This window comes from Psychrobacter sp. UBA5136 (assembly GCF_002414005.1).
Classification (GTDB): domain Bacteria; phylum Pseudomonadota; class Gammaproteobacteria; order Pseudomonadales; family Moraxellaceae; genus Psychrobacter.
The window spans coordinates 1-17,674 of sequence record NZ_DHYG01000015.1 but is presented as its reverse complement, the minus strand read 5'-3'; the positions used below and the strand labels follow the sequence as shown (position 1 = coordinate 17,674).

At 43.7% G+C, this 17,674-nt stretch carries 16 protein-coding genes and 1 tRNA gene; 12 read left to right on the top strand and 5 right to left on the bottom strand.

Going from position 1 to position 17,674, the window contains the following annotated elements:
• Positions 1-184 precede the first annotated feature (184 nt).
• The 8 genes from nqrM to B4240_RS01915 all read left to right on the top strand — a co-directional run bounded on the left by nqrM (position 185) and on the right by B4240_RS01915 (position 10,130).
• A complete protein-coding gene (gene nqrM / locus B4240_RS01950) occupies positions 185-430 on the top strand; it encodes a (Na+)-NQR maturation NqrM (RefSeq protein WP_296236551.1) in 246 nt (81 codons plus the stop codon).
• A 382-nt stretch (positions 431-812) separates the two neighbouring features.
• Complete coding sequence (locus tag B4240_RS01945; protein ID WP_296236549.1) at positions 813-2,117, top strand: CynX/NimT family MFS transporter; 1,305 nt, start codon at positions 813-815, stop codon at positions 2,115-2,117.
• 103 nt (positions 2,118-2,220) lie between these two features.
• Complete coding sequence (locus tag B4240_RS01940; protein ID WP_296236548.1) at positions 2,221-3,063, top strand: arylesterase; 843 nt, start codon at positions 2,221-2,223, stop codon at positions 3,061-3,063.
• Positions 3,060-3,758, top strand: coding sequence for an ABC transporter ATP-binding protein (locus tag B4240_RS01935; protein WP_296236547.1), 699 nt, complete (start codon positions 3,060-3,062; stop codon positions 3,756-3,758). Before B4240_RS01940 ends, B4240_RS01935 begins: the two co-directional genes overlap by 4 nt.
• Positions 3,736-6,357 (top strand): ABC transporter permease, encoded by a 2,622-nt coding sequence (locus B4240_RS01930; protein WP_296236546.1) that lies wholly within the window; start codon positions 3,736-3,738, stop codon positions 6,355-6,357. The genes B4240_RS01935 and B4240_RS01930 overlap by 23 nt, the downstream gene beginning before the upstream one ends.
• A gap of 338 nt (positions 6,358-6,695) precedes the next feature.
• Positions 6,696-7,124: a hypothetical protein gene (locus tag B4240_RS01925; protein ID WP_296236545.1), complete on the top strand. Its 429-nt coding sequence runs from the start codon at positions 6,696-6,698 to the stop codon at positions 7,122-7,124.
• 78 nt (positions 7,125-7,202) lie between these two features.
• On the top strand, positions 7,203-8,540 hold the full coding sequence (locus B4240_RS01920) for a reverse transcriptase domain-containing protein (RefSeq protein WP_296236544.1): 1,338 nt from the start codon (positions 7,203-7,205) through the stop codon (positions 8,538-8,540).
• Between the two features lie 273 nt (positions 8,541-8,813).
• On the top strand, positions 8,814-10,130 hold the full coding sequence (locus B4240_RS01915; protein ID WP_296236543.1) for a valine--pyruvate transaminase: 1,317 nt from the start codon (positions 8,814-8,816) through the stop codon (positions 10,128-10,130).
• 79 nt (positions 10,131-10,209) lie between these two features.
• Here the strand turns inward: B4240_RS01915 and B4240_RS01910 are convergent, their stop codons facing one another.
• The 4 genes from B4240_RS01910 to hisB form a co-directional block, all read right to left on the bottom strand.
• Positions 10,210-11,154 carry a DJ-1/PfpI family protein gene (locus B4240_RS01910; protein ID WP_296236542.1) on the bottom strand — a complete coding sequence of 315 codons (945 nt, stop codon included), beginning with the start codon at positions 11,152-11,154 and terminating at the stop codon, positions 10,210-10,212.
• 264 nt (positions 11,155-11,418) lie between these two features.
• A complete protein-coding gene (locus tag B4240_RS01905) occupies positions 11,419-11,811 on the bottom strand; it encodes a hypothetical protein (protein WP_296236541.1) in 393 nt (130 codons plus the stop codon).
• A gap of 280 nt (positions 11,812-12,091) precedes the next feature.
• Positions 12,092-12,736, bottom strand: coding sequence for an imidazole glycerol phosphate synthase subunit HisH (hisH, locus tag B4240_RS01900; protein WP_296236540.1), 645 nt, complete (start codon positions 12,734-12,736; stop codon positions 12,092-12,094).
• Positions 12,737-13,411 carry an imidazoleglycerol-phosphate dehydratase HisB gene (gene hisB / locus B4240_RS01895; RefSeq protein WP_296236539.1) on the bottom strand — a complete coding sequence of 225 codons (675 nt, stop codon included), beginning with the start codon at positions 13,409-13,411 and terminating at the stop codon, positions 12,737-12,739. It lies immediately after the preceding gene.
• Between the two features lie 307 nt (positions 13,412-13,718).
• On the opposite strand from hisB, the gene B4240_RS01890 reads away from it, so the two are divergent.
• The 4 genes from B4240_RS01890 to B4240_RS01875 all read left to right on the top strand — a co-directional run bounded on the left by B4240_RS01890 (position 13,719) and on the right by B4240_RS01875 (position 15,908).
• On the top strand, positions 13,719-14,141 hold the full coding sequence (locus B4240_RS01890) for a hypothetical protein (protein ID WP_296236538.1): 423 nt from the start codon (positions 13,719-13,721) through the stop codon (positions 14,139-14,141).
• A 133-nt stretch (positions 14,142-14,274) separates the two neighbouring features.
• Positions 14,275-14,350: transfer RNA gene (locus tag B4240_RS01885), tRNA-Phe, on the top strand.
• Between the two features lie 272 nt (positions 14,351-14,622).
• Positions 14,623-15,123 carry a DUF4385 domain-containing protein gene (locus B4240_RS01880; protein WP_296236537.1) on the top strand — a complete coding sequence of 167 codons (501 nt, stop codon included), beginning with the start codon at positions 14,623-14,625 and terminating at the stop codon, positions 15,121-15,123.
• Between the two features lie 95 nt (positions 15,124-15,218).
• Positions 15,219-15,908, top strand: coding sequence for a phosphoglycolate phosphatase (locus B4240_RS01875; protein ID WP_296236536.1), 690 nt, complete (start codon positions 15,219-15,221; stop codon positions 15,906-15,908).
• Between the two features lie 24 nt (positions 15,909-15,932).
• On the opposite strand, the gene B4240_RS01870 is transcribed toward B4240_RS01875, so the two are convergent.
• Positions 15,933-17,477 (bottom strand): YifB family Mg chelatase-like AAA ATPase, encoded by a 1,545-nt coding sequence (locus tag B4240_RS01870; RefSeq protein WP_296236535.1) that lies wholly within the window; start codon positions 17,475-17,477, stop codon positions 15,933-15,935.
• Positions 17,478-17,674 lie beyond the last annotated feature (197 nt).

The window sequence follows — 17,674 nt, the reverse complement described above, 5'->3', positions numbered from 1 at the left end:
GTAGCCTCTGTGATAACAGCAAGCAAGAAAAATTTATACCAGTCGCACTGTATCTGTTGTAAAGTGAATTCCCTATACATGAATATACTGGCTAAGCGCAAACGGGTAAGGCAAATTTTTGCTATACTATAAGAGAGTCATCACCTAGATGACTGTCCCATGTTTAAAACGAGAGGTTATCTCTATGCTTAACCAATTGCTTCCCATGCTTGCTGTGACCTTTACCGTCTTCATGCTGTTTTTTATCTTCATGGGCATCGGTTATATGGTCAAAAAAAAGCCGCTTAAAGGTTCTTGCGGCGGCGTAGCAAAATTGATGGGTGATGAATACTGCTCATTTTGTGGTAATGATCCCAATAAATGTGATTCACAGATCGAGCAGCAGCAAGAAAACGCTCTAAAAGCCGCCCAATTAGGCAAGCCGGTATAAATAGCCATTTGTTACCATACGCTGGTAGTATTTACTCAACATCTATTCTTATAATAGCGTTAAGTCCTGTGCAACCTGGCATTGCATACTAAAGGAACCGACGCTATTTTTGCTTTAGCGTTTATATAAAAGCCTTTTTGTTATAAACGTTATAAGCAAAACCTAAACTTCACGATTCATATACTAAGTTTACCCTGGTAAATGGGGTAGCAAGTTCATATGGCTTGCTTTCTGCAAGTGTTTTTATATTCTAAATTTTTATACTCTAATATATTGCCTCGATTGCTGTCTTACTGACGTGCTTTGGTGTTATTTTATAAGCGGTGGTGCGCCAGCGCTTTTTAATGACGTGTTCTTTTTTTATGCTGATAGTCGTGCCGCTATGTCTACCTCTCCCAATTTGCAAACTGATTTACCGACCCAGTCTTCTTATTCCCCCCATTCTTCTGGGCCTCAGCCGGATGCGCCGTCAACCTTAAAGCGACCCTCCTCGCGCTTTACCTTTTGGCTGGTGCTGTGTGCCATGATTTTATTGGCGACCAATATGCGCTCGCCGATTGTGGCGCTGGGTTCTATTGCGCCGGTGGTGCAAGGGGCGCTTGATATCTCCGAAACTCAAATTGGCTGGCTTGGTGCAGTGCCGATGCTGACTTTTGCGCTTGGGGCGTTTATCTCGCCGGCAATTGGTAAGCGTTTTGGCCTTGAGAATACGTTGATTGCAATGATTGCTTTGTTAACCGCGGGCATGATTCTTCGTAGCGTTATTCCAACTTGGATTGGTTTTCTAACTGGCACGTTACTGCTGACACTGGCAATTGGTTTTGCCAATACGCTCGCCGCGCCTGTGATAAAGCAGCGTACGCCCAATCACATTCCGTTAATTACTGGCGTATTTAGTCTTACGTTGACGGTGTCGGCAGGGATTGTGGCTGGTGTGGTATTGCCATTATCTGAGCAAGTGGGCTGGCAATGGGCGCTTGGCGGCTGGTCAATTTTGGGCTTATTCGCCTTAATTATTTGGGTATTATTACGGCTACGTTTAGGCTCATCAAATCACCAACCCATTGCACCACTTGCTAAAGGCGAACAACCGCCGTCAAAAATTTCTATGTGGCGCACACCTTTTGCTTGGCAAATCGCCATCTTTATGGGACTACAATCACTACTTTTTTACACCGTTGCCAGTTTTTTACCATCGATTTGGCTGAGTAAAGGTCTATCAGCGGTGAGCGCGGGACAAATGGGTTCTGTCTTTCAGTTTATGGCGCCCGTCGCGATTTTAAGCTTAACATGGCTCGTTAACCGCGGGCGTCCTATTCAAGCGTTGGCCATCTTTGCTGCGATGCTAAATGTACTCGGCGTCTTAGGCGTGACTTATCTGTCTGCCGATTATGCATGGCTATGGTCAGGGCTAATGGGCATGGGCTGCTCGGCGATTTTTACTTTAAGTATGATGCTGTTTTCGATGCGCACTTATACTGCCAATCAATCAAGCGAGCTATCAGGGATGGCGCAAGCGGTCGGTTATCTGATTGCGTTTTTTGGTCCTTTAGGTACCGGCTGGTTGCACGAAGCAACGGACAGCTGGGATTTGCCCTTATTTATTATGCTGATATTGATGATTATAAACGTGGGGTTTGCTTGGCTAGTTTGCCGCCCAGTAATGGTCGATGGTAAAAAGATTTAGTTTTTAGCACTCCTCAGTTAACTGAAGCAGTTAACTTTTGCACCATACTGCTGTTTACCTGATTCTGCTAAACTGACTTTATTGTATATAGGACAGTAGAATCATGATAAATATACCCTCCCACCTACCGCAGCGCTTGCTTACGGTCGCCGCCTTAACCGTCGCAATCGCTTTGAGCGGTTGTCAAAGAGAGCCTGACGCTAATACGGCTGAAAACACTCAAAATAACAACCAGACTGTTCATACGACAGCGGCCGAACCTCAAACTCCAGAATCCGCGCAATCTAAGCCATCAGCGAACTCAACTGAGCAACAAGCACCTTTAACCATCTTGGCATTGGGCGATTCCTTAACCGAAGGGCTTGGCGTCGATAATGATGCCAATTATCCGGCGCAGCTAGAAGCACGCTTACAAGAGATGGGCTATAACAGCGTTAAGGTGGTCAATTCAGGGTTAAGCGGTGAAACCAGTACCGGTCTTGTCAATCGCTTAGATTGGGTATTGCAGACCAAACCTAACATCACCATTTTGACCATTGGTGCCAATGACGCCATGCGCGGTATTGAGGTGGCAACGGTTGAAGCCAATATTCGCACCGCTATTAAGCGCTTACAGGATAATGGTAGCGAGGTTATCTTAGGCGGCATGCAGATTTATGACAATCTTGGCTCTGACTATGTCGAGTCGTTTGCCGCGATGTATCCAAGGGTAGCGAAAGATATGAGTGTGACGCTGATTCCGTTCTTTTTAGAGGGGGTAGGCGGCGACCCAAAACTAAACCAAGCCGATGCGATTCATCCAACCCGCGAGGGCTATAGCATTATCGTTAATAATAATATCTTGCCAATCCTGCAGCCTAAGATTGAAACTGAGATTGGAAAGCGAGAAGTAAGTCATACCAAGCAAGCAAAAAAACCTAGCGCGCCTACTGAGACTAGCCAATGACCGCTACAGCCAATAACAAAGCGCTACTTACCGCCTCTAAGCTGAATAAAAGCGTACAAATCGGTGAGCAAAAGCTGTCTATCATCAAAGATGTCGACATCCATGTCGATGCGGGCGAGTTTGTGGTCATCATGGGCAAATCTGGCTCGGGTAAATCGACTTTGTTAGGGCTACTAGCAGGCTTAGATTATCCAGATAGCGGCTCGGTTGAGTTGGCGGGGCAAACGTTAAATAACCTTGATGAAGATGCGCTTGCCGTCATTCGCCAGCGCGAGATGGGTTTTGTCTTTCAGTCGTTTCATTTATTGCCAACATTAACCGTCGCTGAAAATATCGCCTTTCCCCTTGATATCGCCCGCCGTCCGAATAAAGCACGCGTCAACGAGTTGATTACAGCAGTCGATTTGGGACATCGTCGGAACAGCTTACCCAGTCAGCTATCAGGCGGTGAGCAGCAGCGTACTGCCGTTGCTCGCGCCTTGGTGTCGCAGCCAAAAATCGTCTTTGCCGATGAACCAACAGGCAATCTAGATGAGCAAAATGCCAAGCAAGTGATGCAGCTGTTATTAGACTTACGTCAGCAAGACGGCTCGGCATTGGTCGTCGTCACCCATGATGCCGCGCTTGCAGAAATGGCAGACCGCGTCATTACCATGCATGACGGTATGATAGATGGACCGAAAATCAATGGATAATATGGCTAATGAGTCGAATGATTCGCGTGGCATAATGAGCCAACTATTTAACCGTCTGTTAATTTCAAAAAACTTGGGCGCACAAGCCTTAAGTCGTAGTTGGTGGCAGCGCTGGATCTATCCTGTCTTATTCTTAATCACACTAGTCCTTTCGCTTGCCACTTATCTTACTTTAGATTCTATCCAGCAATCGGTTGATACTTACATCACTGACAATCAACGCGCGCTCGTTGGCGGCGATTTAATTTTAAACAGCAAGCAAGATTGGCCAAGCGAGGTATTAACGCAAGTAGAAACCATCCCTGATTCGCAAATCGTCTATGACTATCAGTTTAGCGCGATGGTGGTGACCGATGAACAAACCTTGCTTGCCAGCGTCAAGGCTGTCTCGCCTTCTTATCCGTTATATGGCGAAGCGAAGCTTACCTCGGGGCAACCGTTATGGCAGCAATTAAGCGCTGATCATGTCGTCGTCGCACCCGAGGTCCTGAATAGCTTAAACGCCAGCGTCGGTGACCAAATCACCATCGGCGATGCTGAATTTAACATTAGCGACGTGCTGACCAAAGAGCCTGATCGTCCGTTGACCGCCTTTGGTTTTGGTGGGCGCGTTTTGATGCATCAAGATGCTTTAGAGGCGACCAATTTATTGGGTCAGCGTAGCCGCATTAATTATCGGATTGAGCTGGCTGGCGCGCCTGAATTAATGGCGGCACAGCGTGATAAACTCACCCAAATACTCAGCAAGTATCCTGATATTGAGCTTTCTGATGCCGAGTCAGCTGATACCTCTGTCTCGCGTATCTCTGACAACGTTTTGATGTTTTTAAAGCTGCTAGTGATTGCCGTGCTGTTGTTATCGGCGGTGGCGATGTATGGCGTCATCACCGCTTTTGTGACCAAGCAGCAGTCTAGTAATGCCATTCGCTTGGCATTGGGTGAGCCGCTTAAATCCTTAAAACGCAGCTACTATCAGCTGTTGATTGCCATCACTATCATTGCTTGTATCGCTGCAGTTACCGTCAGTTTCGGCTTACTTAAAGTCGGTCAGCCGTATCTGATTGCTATCTCGCCAGCTGATGTTGGTCTAGCTATCAATCCGATTAGCGCCATCAAAACCATTGTTATCGCCTTAGTGCTGACCTTGCTGATTGCTCAGCGCGGTTTAAGCACGTTAAGTAGCACCAAGCCTGCTACTTTGCTTAATCAAGGTGCAAGCACAAACTCGCAAAACCTGCCTTGGTATCGCCGTTTGCCGCTACTTTGGTATGGGCTGATGCTCATTGGCCTTTATGCGTTTTTTGCTTATGAAGTAAATTCTTTTACCTTAGGTGCGCAGCTACTCGTAGGACTTACTGCCTTCGTCGCAATATTTTGGCTATTGGCACGCGGTTGGTTATGGCTGCTGACTAAGTTTGCCAAGCATTCTAATATCAGCTGGATGCAGCGTATCGCTATCCATAACCTTGCCCGTAAAGGCAATCAGTCGGCTTTATTTTTTGTCACTTTATCGCTGTCAGTGGCGGTCTTAACTTTAATTACCACGCTCAATCATAGTATCAACGCCCAGTTTATTAATGCGTATCCTGAAGATGCGCCCAATTTATTTTTGCTTGATATCCAAAGCGACCAGCATGATGAGATTAATAACATCATTGCAGCACCTGTGAGCTATTATCCTGTCATTCGTGCGCGTGTCGTCACGGCCAATGATGTACCTGTAAAAGATATCGAACCTACTGACGGCTTTGATGACCCTGCGCGTGTGTTTAATTTAAGCTACGCCGATACGGTGATGGATACCGAATTCATTACTGATGCTGTAGAAAACGACAAGCTTTATGCGCCTATTGAGACTGCAGATAACGACTCAGCACAAACCGTTGCGCCGTTATCGATTTTGGATACGGCAGCCAGTTTGCTAAACGTTGGCATGGATGATCAGGTGCGCTTTAATATCCAAGGGATTGAGATTGTCGGGCAAATCACCAGTATCCGCTCGCGCTATGAGAAAGGTCCTAGCCCTTATTTTTACTTTTTATTTGAGCCAGCAGTTCTCTCCGCTGCCCCGCAAATCCAATTTGCCACCGCTCACGTCGCAGCGGAAGAAATTCCAGAGCTACAAGGTAAACTGGTACGCGAGTTCCCTGCTGTGACCACTATCGACGGCACAGCAATTGCGCAGCAAGTTCAAGAGCTAGTGGTACAAATGAGCCGTTTGGTTTATGTCTTCACCTTACTGGCATTACTGACGGGTGTTATGGTTTTGATTAGCTCGCTACTCTCTACCTCGCAAGACCGCATGAAAGACAGCGCCTCATTCAGGCTGCTCGGTATGCAAAAGCGCGACCTCTATATGCTCAATATCTTAGAGCTTGGCATACTTGGCATTAGTGCCGCCTTATTTGCGGTGATTATCGCTAATATCGGCGCTTGGGCTGCCATTACCCAATGGTTTAATCTGCGCTTTAGCGTACCGTGGACAAGCTTGGCTATTGGCGGTGTGGCGTTAGTTGGTTTGCTGTTTGCCATTGCCATTATTTATGTGCGATTGGTGATTGGGCGTGGGATTATGGCGCGGGTACGGGCGATGATTTAGTGTAAAGAAGGCTTCTAATCAATGTGGATAGTCGTGCAAATTAAATCATAATAGAATGATTCTAATTAACAAGTGTTTTCTAATTTATAAATATAAAAATTAATGCTATTATCTATTCGGCTCTCGATAACGCAAACAATTTAACAAATTGTAAGCTTATTGTTGATGAGCTTGTCACACCATATGACAGCTATATGACGTACTGTTTCAAACGTGCGCTATATTTAAGTGGCGACATTGTTCAACGCTTAAGACAGCTTGCTCATAGGTTGCGTAGAGCACTTTCGCCCTTGCTACCTTGTACTCGAAAGGACAAAACAACATCTAATGGTGATGACATGGTAGGTATATCGAAAATAGCTTTCCTGTTAAATAAACTCATTGAGCCGCTATTATGGCTCGAAAGAGCGGTACTGATAAACGGCGCACTCTCGCCAACAGCACCATTTGCGACAAATGCATACATATTTGTGGCAGTATTGATAACGATTGCACACGCTTTTGTGTTAATATATAACAGTGAAATAATCCGTAAGAAAATCGCAAAACTGGTGGGTATGGCTCTAAATAACGTTAACAATTTAACTGATTGTAAGGTTGTTGTAGATGAGCTTATCATTCCATATGACAGCTATATGACGTACCGTGTCAAACGTGCGCTATATTTAAGTGGCGACATCGTTCAACGCTTAAGACAGCTTGCTCATAGGTTGCGTAGAGCACTCGACCTTCGTCATGGCTATCTAGTAAATAGACCTTTTGCATAAATTCTTTATTTCGTTGGTAATACTTAATACATGAATTTTTGCAAAAGATTTGTTAATTAGAAGCAAGGGAGCATAGTCATGACAGATAAGGTTACCTTCTCATCCTATGTGAATGAGAATTTTAAATCCACTCTTAATCAATTCGCTAAAAACAAATCGAAAGCGGACAACTCCTATCATACTAAATACATTACAATTAATGATTATCTAAATAGCTTTAATGACAAAGCTTTAGATAATATTCATAAAAGCATATCGAATCTTAAGTACAACTGTGACTATCTCACTCCTATAATTCTGCCTAAAACAAACTGTCTTAAACATGATGTAATGACGTTAGACAATACTCGTTTGGTGTGTGTCCCCTCAGTGCAAGATAGAATCCTTCAAAAGCTATTTTTAGATTATCTCAAAAAATATTATGATAAAATCTATAATAGATTTTGTGAGTATGACCACGCTTTGAATAAAGATATTCATAAGAAAGAAATAGATTCGATAAATAAAGATGGTCAACCAACTAAGAAAACCATACATGGTATCCGTAAAGCCTTAGATGACGTTATAGAATATCGGAGCAAGTATAAATACGTTATTAAAGCAGATATCGTTAAGTTTTTCGATAATATAAATAGAGAAATCGCCGTAAAAAAGTTTGAAAAAGAGTTTATTGGATTAAATGAAGATAAAGAGCTAGTTGCCATTTTTAAAAGTTTTGTATACTGCGATGCTAAGTTGGATTATGGTGATCGAAAGTACAGAAAACTGATAGAAAAATATCTAGAAGAACTCAAAGGTAAGGGCGTTCGCCAAGGTATGCCGATAGCTTCATTATGCTCTTCAATGTATTTGTACGAATTTGATAATCTAATGGTTAAGAACAACATACCGTATATACGTTATGCAGATGACTTCCTAATTTTTGATAACTCTTATAGCAAGGCTAAGAAAATCAAGGAACATGTTCAACAAAATCTTCAGAATATTGGGTTAGATATTGAAAAAGAAGTAAAAGAAGCAGGTGAACCGAAGACAAAAGTATATGGATATAAGAGTAAGTTTACATATCTAGGTTTTGATATAGTTTATAGCTCTAAACTAAATTCCTACCAGCGACGTATTCCAAACCCAGTTTTTGTTAAAGCTATAGGACGAATTGATAGCTTTCAATCAATGACTAAAGTTAAACGCGAATGCGGCAGCTATGTCGACTTTAGTTTATATCTTAGAATACTTATCTCGGGATATACAAACTTTTATAGCGAGGATTTAGCTATAAATGGTGAGCAATTCAAAAGAGATTTGATAACAGCATCTAAAAATATCAGAAAAAAGTTAATAACTGATAATCTAAATATAGATTTTGAAGATATCGGTTCAGCAAATAAGAGAATGTTTTTCTTTGGTATTAAGTAAATATAGTCGCTTTAAAGAGTAGCCTAACCTCGACAGTAACGTATAGATAAGATATGAGCGCATAGCAAGATTAGCTCCAAAATAAAAAGCCCCTCAAACCAAAACGCCTTCTATTCATTTAGTGGGCGTTTTTTGCTTTACAAGCTGTATAGACATATAAACCCACTTCCGCCCCACGCTTTGCTTATTTTATCGCAACCATTTGTTATACTAGCCCAACTTTATCGATTAAATCTTACCTTATAAAACCCTCAAAAACAGCATGGTAGCCTTATGAAATTCTCAAAGTTCGGTCAAAAATTTACCCAGCCAACTGGCATCTCGCAATTGATGGATGATTTGGGCGATGCGCTAAAAAGCGATCAGCCTATCAATATGTTAGGCGGTGGTAATCCTGCCAAGATTGATGCGGTGAATGAGCTGTTTTTAGAGACTTATAAGGCGCTTGGTAATGACAGTGATACGGGCGAGGCCAATAGTAGCGCGATTATTAGTATGGCAAATTACTCCAATCCGCAAGGTGATGCCGCCTTTATCGATGCCTTGGTCGGCTTCTTTAATCGCCATTATGACTGGAATTTGAGCGCAGAAAATATCGCTTTGACCAATGGCTCGCAAAATGCTTTTTTCTATTTGTTTAATTTATTTGGCGGCGCATTTAATAATGGAGAAAATCAATCGGTAAATAAATCTATTTTACTGCCATTAACGCCTGAATATATCGGCTATAGCGATGTCCATGTCGAAGGTCAGCATTTTGCCGCCGTGTTGCCACATATCGATGAAGTAACCCACGATGGCGAAGCAGGCTTTTTTAAATATCGTGTCGATTTTGAAGCGTTAGAAAACTTGCCAGCGTTGAAGGAAGGTCGTATCGGTGCGATTTGCTGCTCACGTCCGACCAATCCAACGGGCAATGTTCTGACCGATGAGGAAATGGCGCATTTATCCGAGCTTGCCAAACGTTATGATATACCGCTAATCATCGATAATGCCTACGGTATGCCCTTCCCCAATATCATCTACTCTGACGCGCATTTGAACTGGGATAATAATACGATTCTTTGCTTTAGCCTGTCTAAAATTGGTCTGCCCGGTATGCGTACCGGCATTATCGTTGCCGACGCTAAAGTGATCGAAGCGGTCAGCGCGATGAATGCTGTGGTTAATCTGGCACCGACGCGTTTTGGGGCAGCGATTGCCACGCCATTGGTGAACGATGACCGTATCAAGCAGTTGGCGGATAATGAGATTAAACCCTTTTATCAGAAGCAAGCAAATACCGCCATCCGTTTATTAAAAGAAGCTTTGGGTGATTATCCATTAATGATTCATAAACCTGAGGGCGCGATATTTTTATGGTTATGGTTTAAAGACTTGCCGATTAGCACCACTGAGCTGTATGACATTTTGAAAGACAAAGGCACGATTATCGTACCAAGTGAGTATTTCTTCCCGGGTGTCGATGTGAGTAATTATAAACATGCGCATGAGTGTATCCGTATGAGTATTGCTGCTGATGAGCAAACGTTGATTGATGGTATTAAAGTCATTGGTGAGGTGGTACGCGCGCTTTATGATAACGCTTAATAAAAATCATTAGTTATGAAAACAAAAAACGGACTTAAAAATAGTCCGTTTTTTTGTGCTATGACCGAATCCAAAGGGTTTAGCTAAGCGCTTTTAGTAAAGCCTCAGCACTCATTTTACCAAAGTCATTAGCCGCCAGTGGGCCATCGCCTGAGATAAGCTTTCTATCTTGATGGGTATGCCCTGTAGCCAGTTTATTGGTAATCGTAACGCCCAAATCTTCTAACTTCTCGCCAAAGTACCACGGCAGCGTACCAGGCAAATAACCGATTTTTGGCATTTGCTTGTCCATGGTGGTAGGAAACGCTACTATCTCATAGCCTTTAAAAATAAAGTCGCGTTTAGCGTTACCGTTTTTATCCGCCTCATTGGCTTTGTTAGAGCTGTCTGAGCTATCTAAATTGGCGGACAGTAGAGCCGCTGGCCCATGACAAATGACTAAGGTAAATAAATCCTTGTTATAACTCCAACGTAGCAATTTACCGAGGTTCTTATCGTCGGGTAAGCCTAGCATCGCGCCATGACCGCCGGGAATAAAAATCGCTGCATAGTCATCGCTATTTGCCATGTCATTTTTGACAAAATCGGCGATACTTTTTGGCTTATTCAGTTTGGACTCATACTCAGCGTAGATTTGTTTGACGTCGACATCGTCCTCTGGCATTGCCCATTGCTCAACTTTGACAGACTCCCCTGTTGGGGTAAAAATATCCACTTCAAAGCCTGCTTTTTTAAAATGCAAAAGCGGCACCATCATCTCAACGGGATGATTGCCCGTATCAAACTTGTTGCCGTTTTCCATGGTCATATACTGCTGCTCGGTGCAGACCATGAGGATTTTTTTATCGCCAGTGTACGGATTATCGTACTCGCTATGATCGTAGTTGGTTTTATTTGGTGCCGCCAATTTAAGCGAGGACTTGGACGGTATATAAATCCCCGCTTCGGTTTCTTGTGGCTCAAATCCCAACGTGTCTTTGGCCTTGTCTAGCATCTCTTTAATATCGATATCTTGGATATTCATGACTTTTCCTATTTTATTATTGGTTATATTGGATGGATAGCGAGAAAAGGAAAAGATAGAATAATTCCATATCATTACCCGTCTGGTCGCTACCCTTCTGATTGTAAGGTAGCAAACTCATAACGCATTAAATAGACAAGACTTTTTTAACTTTCGTAAGCTTTGTAAAGGTAGGGTTGCACAAAATTGATTAGGGAAATTAAAACGGGCGCGTGACTTGCAAAGAGCAAAAGAGGATTCATCATAAAAATAATAAAAACGGACTTAGCGATAGTCCGTTTTTTTCTGCCTTTTAATCATAGGTGTTGCTTTATTAATGGATTGAAACGTCTTTGTCCATACCGTAAAACCGTAGATTATATAAGACAGCAGGCAGGTGTTAAAAATATCGTGAATACTGGCCTTTATTTCCGCCGCTTGTAACCCGGCCAGACCGAGTTCAGTAATCGTATGACGGTTATCCAAATACTCGCCCAGCACAGCGACGGCTGTCACCATGATTAAAGCAATAAACGCTCTAACGCTGTATTTTTTAAAAATTGGACGTAGCAGCATTAAACTTAACAGAAACACGCTAATGCCAACATAAATATGCAGCGCATCTTTGTCCAATCCTGTGGCGCTCACGACGCCATTTTTAAAGAGATAAAAATCCACGATTTTATTCCGCGTAAAAGAGGTAAAAAAATAACTGAGTATAAATGAAAAAACAGTCAAGGATATAGTCAATCCACTACAAAATAGATACCGTGCTGCTGGGATGAATTTTGCGAAGCCTCTGGAGTGCGTAGCGCACAGTAAGCAAGTAAAATTTATACCAGCAGAACATCCGTTGTCATACACTTATTTAGGATCAACTATATATTGAAAATAAAGAAGGTAGATTAAGCATTTGCTAATCTACCTTCTTTTTGAAGAAATATTTAAAGTATAGTTATTAAATATCCCAATCGACAAAATTCTTTAACAGCTGCAGGCCCGCGGTGTGGCTTTTTTCTGGATGAAACTGGGTGGCAAACAGATTGTCTTGCAAAATACTGGCACAAAACGGCTGACCATAATCACAAACGGCCGCCACTTGTGCGCTGTCGGTGGGCGCGCAGTAATAGCTGTGAACAAAGTAAAAATGCGCATTGTCATCGATACCATGCCACAGCGGATGGCTGCTATTCATCTCGGTGATGGTATTCCAGCCCATATGCGGCACTTTAATGGTCGCCCCTTGCTCATCTTTCCAAGTAGGGTCAAACGCTTCTACATTGCCCTCTAAGATGCCTAAGCATTTTGTGCCACCATTCTCAGCGGACTGCTCAAACAGCGCTTGCATGCCAACACAGATGGCCATAACAGGCTTATTAAATATCGCCTGCCGTATGACCTCATCAATCCCTGCTTCACGCATACCCGCCATACAATCGCGCATGGCACCAACACCAGGGAAGAAAATTTTATCAGCAGCGGCGACAATTTTTGGGTCATTGGTAATAGAGACGTCCGCGCCTACCGCCGCTAGTGCCTTGCTAGCCGAGTGCAAATTACCCATACCATAATCTAATAATGCAATCTTTGTGGTTCGGCTCATCTAAAAGGCCTCTTTGGTTGATGGCAAGGTATTTAGCGCACGCTCATCATACTCGCACGCCATGCGTAGCGCACGGGCGAACGCTTTAAAGGTAGATTCGATTTGGTGATGGCTGTTTTTACCTTTGAGATTGTCCAAATGCACCGTCATCCACGAGTGGTTAACAAAACCATAGAAAAACTCGCTAAACAAATCGACGTCAAAGTTACCAACGTGTGAGCGGGTAAATGGAATATCCATATGAAGTCCTGGACGACCTGACAAATCAACCACCGCGCGCGTCAATGACTCATCAAGTGGCGCATAAAAGTGTCCGTAACGGCGGATGCCTTTTTTATCGCCCAAGGCTTTATTGAATGCTTGCCCAAGGGTGATGCCCGTATCTTCGACACTGTGGTGATCATCGATAAAGGTGTCGCCGGTACATTTAATATCTAAGTCAAACAAACCGTGACGCTTGATTTGATCAATCATGTGATCCAAAAATGGCACGCCAGTATCGACAACCCCTTGACCCGTTCCATCAAGGTTTACCGTACAAGTCACCTGCGTTTCAGCCGTATTGCGCTCAACGGTGGCGGTACGGGCTGGGCGGCCATGTAAATTTACATTGGCGGCTTGGTTTTGCCCAGTGGTAGTGGCTGAATTGGTTGTCGTCGTAGAATTGGCAGTCATGGCTACTCTCTATCAATGAAAAGCGGTCAATAAAATAGGGCGAAAAAGCGCCCAGTGCATGCTTACTATAATCAGTTTAAAATTACATCGATACGTCAATATTTAATTAAAAAGCCAAAATGTCAGCTTTTATACATATCGAGTATTGTCTATCCTCATCATAGCAAACCCTAGCATTTACTGCCACGACCAAGCAGTAATCCACGCACAAAACAGCCTCATTCTGCTAAAATAAGGCATTCAGTATTATCAATCATTACGCCATATTTATTCGTCATGTCAGATAAACATTTAATAGGAAAACACCATGCCTTTAGAAGCCATTGCTATCAACCGCTTGGATGCGCCGCTCATTAAAAAACCTGCGCGTGAAAACGAACTATCAGAGCGCTTGCAGGCGTTGTATGACAGCGATGACAATCAGCCAAGTGGTCTCGAGGTATTAAATATCGTTGAGCAAGGCTTTAAGCATGGTCAGTATTTATATGTTGGCATGTTTAATGACAAGCCTATCGCCGCGGTTGCTTGCTTTGATGATGGGCAAACCAACGCCAAACGCTTGCAATATCTCACCGTACACAGCCAAAATCGCGGCCGCGCCATAGATGCCAAATTTATCAAACTGGTCTATGATGCCGAGGTCAAAAAAGGCGTGCGTCAGTTTGTTCCCGTTGATGCCGATATTCACCGCATCATGAGCGAGTATGAACTGCTGCGCGTTAAGGATTAAATGCCAAGTTAAAACTTTTTTTAAATCTTGAATTTGGCTTATATTTACCAATTTATGGGCTTTTCTCACTTATTATGCAAAAATCACTTGACAGTAACGGTTATATTTAGTTTAATAGCGCCTCAACGAAGACGGCTCGATAGCTCAGTAGGTAGAGCAACGGATTGAAAATCCGTGTGTCGGCAGTTCGATCCTGCCTCGAGCCACCATTCGTTTAAGTATTCTAAAAAGCCCCAGACATTTATGTTTGGGGCTTTTTTTATGTTTAAAATTTAATAAAAATCATAGCAGCACCTATCAAACATATAGTGAGTTCACTGTAAAAATTTTATCAGCTTCGCGGACAGATAAACGGCATAACACCTTTATTTAATATCTACTATTCTGTTATTCGCACTAATTCATAACACTTTTAAGCTGTTTTTAAGATACAAATTCTTCCTATACTAAAGCGTTTCAGGCAAAGTAAAAGGGCAAAACCGTGAGAGAGTTTGATTATACGTTGGATTATAAAAACCTAGATTTGCGCGCGCAGCCTGAGCTGTACCGCATTGGCCGCGGTGAGCAAGGCGTGCTATTGGTCGAGCCTTATAAATCTGAGATTCTGCCGCATTGGCGCTTTGCCACGCCTGCTAGCGCAAAGGAGAGTAGCGAGATTATTTATCAGATGTTTTTAAATTACTTAGCCGCCGATGACTTTGTTGGAGCCGACATGGCACGCAAATTTATCCAAATGGGTTATACCCGCGCCCGCCGCTACGCCAATCATAAAGGCGGCAAAAAATACAAAGGCCCCGTGCCCGATGATAAAAAAGGCCAAAGCGGCGCCCATGGTCGCGAAGAACTGCCACGGCAAGATGAGGACCCCATCAAAGCAGAATCCGCGCGTATTTTTAAACAAAAATGGGATGCGTGCCGCGAAAATAAAACCTATCTTAAGATGAAAAAAGCGCATCGTGAACGCTACAAAGACGAAAAATAATTGAGCAAAAACGTGCTTTGCCTGCGGTTTTAACACCTTCTTGTGTTATGGTTAAAACCTAAACATAAAAAACAAACGCGATACTGGCGAGAATAATGGATAAGCAACTTTTAATTTTTGATTTCGATGGCACGCTAATCGATAGCGTGCCAGATTTGGCGGATGCGACCAACGCCATGCTGACCACACTTGGCAAAGACACCTATCCTATTGATACCATACGTAACTGGATCGGCAATGGCTCAAGAATGCTGGTTGAGCGCGCACTAGTGGGGAAGATAAACGTATTAGAAGGTGAATTAACGGCCGAGGAAGCCGACCATGCTGAGCAGCTATTTTTTGATGCTTATAAAAATATCAGCGGTAGCAAAACCGTCGCCTACCCAAATGTGGATAGCGGACTAAAAAGACTCAAAGCAGCAGGCTATACGCTCGCATTAGTGACCAACAAACCCATTCGTTTTGTGCCTAAAATCTTACAATCCTTTGGCTGGCAAGACTTATTTAGTGAGGTGCGCGGCGGTGATAGCCTGGCGCAAAAAAAACCAGATCCCGCGCCACTATTACATGTTTGCGAAGCGTTGAATGTGACTCCAGCGCAAGCAATCATGATTGGGGATTCAAGAAACGATATCTTGGCGGGGCAAAACGCCAATATGGACACGCTTGGGCTGTCGTATGGCTACAATTACGGACAAGATATTCGCGAGCTCAACCCTACCGCAGCGTTTGATGATTTTGCGGCATTGGTTGAGTACATTTTAAAAAAGGCAGATGACAAATAACTGCGCGTTGAGTAGGTGAGTAAGTTACTTACTACGATAACTTAGCGCCTCAGACACATGGGCACTGGTAATATCGTTACTGTTAGCCAAATCAGCAATGGTTCGGGCAACGCGTAATACGCGATGATAACCTCGCGCCGATAGATTTAGGCGCTGCTGAGCAAGCTGTAATAATTGCTGCTCGCCCGCGCCTAGCTGGATATATTGATCAATCTCGCTAGGACTCAGCTCATTATTCACCTTGTTTTGTCGTTTTAATTGCTGCTTATGCGCAGCAGCGACTCGCGTGCGTACTTGCTCGGATGTCTCGCCAGCTTGAGCATTTTGCAAATCGGCAATTGGTAAAGCTGGCACGGTAATATGCAGATCAATCCGATCAAGTAGCGGCCCTGATAGCTTGTCTTGATAGCGTTTAATCTGTTCAGGTCGGCAGCGACATCGTCCCGAACCGTCGCCATCATAGCCACACGGACAAGGGTTCATCGCCGCGACCAATTGAAAGTTTGCGGGGAAAGTAAGCTGTGAGTTGGCACGGCTAATGGTGATTTGCTTGGCTTCTAACGGCTGACGTAATACTTCTAAGACCGTACGATCAAATTCTGGTAATTCATCAAGGAATAACACCCCTTTATTAGCCAGCGTAATCTCGCCAGGTTTAGGGCGAGAACCGCCACCAACCAATGCCACCGCCGATATGGTATGGTGAACCTGTCTAAATGGCCGCGTGCCATAATCATAGTCGCTGTCGGCAACCGAATAGGTACTAGCAACTTCTAACGCATCTTCATCACTCAAATCTGGCAAAATAGTGGGTAATCGTGACGCCATTAACGTCTTGCCCGAACCCGGCGGCCCGGTAAACAATAGCGAATGACCACCAGCGGCAGCTATCTCTAACGCTCGCCTAGCATGATGCTGACCTTTAACATCGGCCAAATCTACCTTATAACCAGTATGCGGCTGCGCGGCGCTTGGTTGTACCACTTCTAAGCACTCATCTATAAGGCTAGATTCTGCTAGCGATTGCAAATGATTACAGACTGCCTTTAAATTTTGCGCCGCTAATATCGTCACCCCATCAACGCGGCTTGCCTCTGATCCATTGTCACAAGGCACAATTAATTGACGTAGCGGCGGCGCCTCTTGTCCAGTATTCTTAGGTGCTGCTAGCATTTCTGCTTTCATCGCTCGTGCCACTGCTAAACTACCGCTTACCTGTCGCAGCTCACCGTTAAGTGCAAGCTCGCCAATAAACTCAAACCCTGATAGCGCTTCTGGCTCAAGCTGTCCACTTGCGGCTAAAATTCCGATAGCAATTGGCAAGTCCAATCTTGCGCCATCTTTTGGCAGATCTGCTGGCGCAAGATTAATCGTTAAGCGCCGATTGGGAAATTGAAATCCTGAATTAATAATGGCAGAGCGCACCCTATCTTTACTTTCGCGTACCGCAGCGGCAGGCAAGCCGACTATGGTCAGCGCTGGCAAACCTTGTGATAAATGCACCTCGATGATGACTTGCGGGGCGTGCAGTCCGACGACTGAGCGCGTATAGACTTGAGCAAACGACATCGACCTTTCCTACTATAAAGATTAATCGATAATAGAGCATTATTGGTCAGCGCGCAAATGTCGTGTTTTACTATTTAGCAATGAATTCGACAATATAACCTTTCGCTTAACTCTTAATTTATAAAGACGATTTCTTCCCGAGCTTTAATCCTTTTAATCACAATCTTGGCCACAAATTATAGTCAGTTCAAAATAAA

Coding starts and splice junctions, on each gene's coding strand:
- B4240_RS01935 (WP_296236547.1), top strand. CDS start 3,060: ATGACCGCTACAGCCAATAACAAAGCGCTACTTACCGCCTCTAAGCTG.
- B4240_RS01940 (WP_296236548.1), top strand. CDS start 2,221: ATGATAAATATACCCTCCCACCTACCGCAGCGCTTGCTTACGGTCGCC.
- B4240_RS01915 (WP_296236543.1), top strand. CDS start 8,814: ATGAAATTCTCAAAGTTCGGTCAAAAATTTACCCAGCCAACTGGCATC.
- nqrM (WP_296236551.1), top strand. CDS start 185: ATGCTTAACCAATTGCTTCCCATGCTTGCTGTGACCTTTACCGTCTTC.
- hisH (WP_296236540.1), bottom strand. CDS start 12,736: ATGAGCCGAACCACAAAGATTGCATTATTAGATTATGGTATGGGTAAT.
- hisB (WP_296236539.1), bottom strand. CDS start 13,411: ATGACTGCCAATTCTACGACGACAACCAATTCAGCCACTACCACTGGG.
- B4240_RS01920 (WP_296236544.1), top strand. CDS start 7,203: ATGACAGATAAGGTTACCTTCTCATCCTATGTGAATGAGAATTTTAAA.
- B4240_RS01890 (WP_296236538.1), top strand. CDS start 13,719: ATGCCTTTAGAAGCCATTGCTATCAACCGCTTGGATGCGCCGCTCATT.
- B4240_RS01910 (WP_296236542.1), bottom strand. CDS start 11,154: ATGAATATCCAAGATATCGATATTAAAGAGATGCTAGACAAGGCCAAA.
- B4240_RS01875 (WP_296236536.1), top strand. CDS start 15,219: ATGGATAAGCAACTTTTAATTTTTGATTTCGATGGCACGCTAATCGAT.
- B4240_RS01930 (WP_296236546.1), top strand. CDS start 3,736: ATGGACCGAAAATCAATGGATAATATGGCTAATGAGTCGAATGATTCG.
- B4240_RS01925 (WP_296236545.1), top strand. CDS start 6,696: ATGGTAGGTATATCGAAAATAGCTTTCCTGTTAAATAAACTCATTGAG.
- B4240_RS01945 (WP_296236549.1), top strand. CDS start 813: ATGTCTACCTCTCCCAATTTGCAAACTGATTTACCGACCCAGTCTTCT.
- B4240_RS01870 (WP_296236535.1), bottom strand. CDS start 17,477: ATGTCGTTTGCTCAAGTCTATACGCGCTCAGTCGTCGGACTGCACGCC.